Origin of the sequence: uncultured Gimesia sp., from assembly GCF_937919775.1 — a bacterium.
In the GTDB taxonomy this organism is placed as follows: Bacteria; Planctomycetota; Planctomycetia; order Planctomycetales; family Planctomycetaceae; genus Gimesia.
The window spans coordinates 1-3024 of the sequence record NZ_CALFPF010000682.1; the positions used below are offsets into that span (position 1 = coordinate 1).

The 3024-nt window shown below is 48.7% G+C and carries 3 protein-coding genes; all 3 read left to right on the top strand.

Features of this window, described 5'->3' with window-relative positions; all coding sequences use genetic code 11:
- A partial coding sequence (locus Q0294_RS19365; RefSeq protein ID WP_299468741.1) for a hypothetical protein occupies positions 1 to 757 on the top strand: 757 nt, incomplete at its 5' end.
- Positions 758 to 873: 116 nt separating this feature from the next.
- A complete protein-coding gene (locus tag Q0294_RS19370; RefSeq protein ID WP_299468743.1) occupies positions 874 to 2340 on the top strand; it encodes a hypothetical protein in 1467 nt (488 codons plus the stop codon).
- A gap of 49 nt (positions 2341 to 2389) precedes the next feature.
- Positions 2390 to 3024: hypothetical protein (locus Q0294_RS19375; protein WP_299468745.1), on the top strand; the 635-nt coding region annotated here is incomplete at its 3' end.

Genomic DNA, 3024 nt, shown 5'->3' on the forward strand with positions numbered 1-3024 from the left:
GGCCCTCGCCGCATATCTCGCACTGGCAACGGACCTGAAGCTCACCGATCTCCAGAAATCCGAAGCGCTGCAGCAAGCCGCGGACTGTGCGCGAAACCTGAAGGACTACGAACAGGCTGCGGGCATCACAGCTCAGATCCCCCTGGAATCTGTAGCGAAAACGGTTCAGATGGAGAATCTACTTGCCCAGCGCGAATTCGAAGAACTCATCAAACAGTTCGGCGGAGAGAATTTCCAGCAGTGGCCGTTCTGGCAGCGAGGGGCGGGCGCATTTGCACGCGCGCGAGCTTATGTCAATTTGAAAGCAGGTGAGAAGGCAGAAGCAGATCTGAACACCGCCCTGGAATTCACGTCCGACAGTCGTTTGCGCACGAGTATTCTGTTTACAACGGGAACAAACCGTGAACTGAATTTAAAAGCTGACGAGGCAGCATTGGCCGCCTATCGACAGAACTTTGAGTCGGCCGGACGCATTGGTGCTGCTGAGCAGTTCCAGTCAGTCCAGGGCGCAGCACGCATTCTGACGCGGCAAGGAAAGTTCGACGCAGCACTGGCGGCGTTACAGCAGGCGCAGATTGAAAACCTCAAAGGTACATGGCGTCACACACTCTTACTCACAAAAGGCAACACCCTGGCCGCCGCGAATAAAAAAGAGGAAGCGCTGCAAACATTTCAGCAGATCGTCGACGATCCATCGGCCGCAGAACGACACAAGAGCGAAGCCCACGAACAAATTGAACAGCTGCAACAGAAGTAAAAGCAGACTTCCCATGCCACCTCTCTATCTGCAAAGAGAAAATAAAAGGGACAGAAAAGTCCTCCCCCCTTTTACTGACCAGTCCTGTCGCAAATGATCATTGAAAGAGATTGACCATGCCCCATCAAACCGTTTTGAAGTTTTACAGCACATTGAAATTCCTGTGCGTTTTCAATCTGGCGTTGATGAGTTCGCTTGTCTCAGTCTGCCATTCACAAGCAGATGATCAACCAGAGGTCGTCGACATCGGTTCGAGGCGAGAATTGTTCGTTGACCGGTATCTTATCGGTGAATTGAAAAACGTGGCTCTGAAACTTCACACTCCCCAACTCATGCCGCCCGTCTCGCCAGCGCGTCCACACGGCCATTATGCAACCGTCCTTCACGCTGGTGACAAGTTTCAATTCTACTACCGTGGTGACACGATACCGGGAAATCACTGGAAAAAAGGGTGGGAACAGTACCATGCTGGCGAAGTCACCCTCTACGCCGAAAGCCAAGACGCCATCCACTGGTCACAACCAAAGCTGGGAATTTATCCTGATCATCCCACTTTCCCCGCAGGGAATGTGGTCCTCATGCACGAATTTCTGGTCACGCATAACTTCACTCCCTTTATTGACACAAAACCTGGCATACCGGCGACCGAAAAATATAAAGCGTTAGGAGGCCTGGCGTACCAGCCCAATCAACATCTGGACGTCAAAAAAAGGCGCGGTCCCGGCGGCCTCAAAGCATTTGTCTCGCCCAACGGGATCCACTGGAAGAAACTCCAGGACGAACCTGTGATACCTGAAGAATGGGGGAAGTATTTTGACTCACAGAATTATGCGTTCTGGTCTGAAAGCGAGCAGGCTTATGTCTGTTACTTTCGTCGATTCATCAATGGTTATCGTGGCATCGCACGCACCACTTCCCAAGATTTTATCAACTGGACGCCATTCGTCGAAATGAAAGCCAATTTACCAAACGAGCATCTTTATACCCCTTGCACTCAACCTTACTTCCGCGCACCGCACATCTATTTTGCAACGCCCACACGCTTCATGGCCAAACGGGGTGCGGCCACCGACATTCTGTTTATGAGCGCCCGCGGCGATGCCCCGTTTGACCGTGAATTCACGCAGTCATTTATCAGACCCGGAATCGGGGAAAGTGGCTGGGCAAACCGTGCCAATTACGCAGCCATCGGCATCCACCAGACGGGACCTGCTGAGATGTCCTTTTTCCTGACCGGCGGTCGCAGATATGCGATACGCCTGGATGGAATTGCCTCTGTGAATGCGTTACTTGCAGGAGGCACACTGACCACGAAACCGTTGAAATTTACAGGGAACGAACTGGAGATCAATTATTCCACCAGTGCCGCCGGCCAAATACGGGTCGAACTTCAAGACGCCAATGGCAAACCAATTCCAGGTTTTACACTCGAAGAGAACGAGCCCATTTTTGGCGATCATATCTCACGAATCGTGAAGTGGAACAACGGCTCCGATGTCAGCAGCCTGCAAGAAAAACCAGTTCGAATCCACTTTGCTATGGAAGACGCCGATCTCTTTTCAATCAAGTTTAATCAAAAATGAACAAAAGGTTCCTGACATTTCTTCTGTCTGATATTTTAAGGAAACCTTCATGTTTCGATTAACAAAATTAATTTCTAGAGAGAAACCACAAGCATCAAATAAGAGATTTTGGATTTTGATCTCTGTGTCAGTCTTGTCTGCCCTGATGCTTTTACTTTATTTCGTTAATCGTTCTCGTTGGCCATTCTATGTGTTTCAAGTCGCGATATCCCCATCAGGAGATCAGCTACTAGTATTTCACAACACTAACTTCTTCATTCCTACTCCGATTCCATCCAAGCATCAAGTGTCATTCTGTGATATCCAAAGTCAACAAGTACTATGGACATCTACAATTCAAAGACCTTTTGTCGCACGGTTAATGTTCTCGTCCGAAGGGACCCCTGTGGTCTTACATGAATCAGGATATTATTCCGTATTTGACAAAGATGGTCATGCAACGGAGTCAAGGCTACCTATCCGTGGCATAATGAGAGATGCCACCATTATTGACAATGATGTATTTGCAATCAATGAAAGAGGAGAATGGTGTCATGGTGACCGTAGTGGCACATTTGAACCGAAATCTCTATTTGACTCAAAAACATATTCCTCAGTAGCACCTGATGGAAAATTCATTGCGGTAGTCAATACACGCTCTGCTCAACAATTACATACTCAGCAGATAAAAAACCAAAATACACA

Coding starts and splice junctions, on each gene's coding strand:
- Q0294_RS19370 (WP_299468743.1), top strand. CDS start 874: ATGCCCCATCAAACCGTTTTGAAGTTTTACAGCACATTGAAATTCCTG.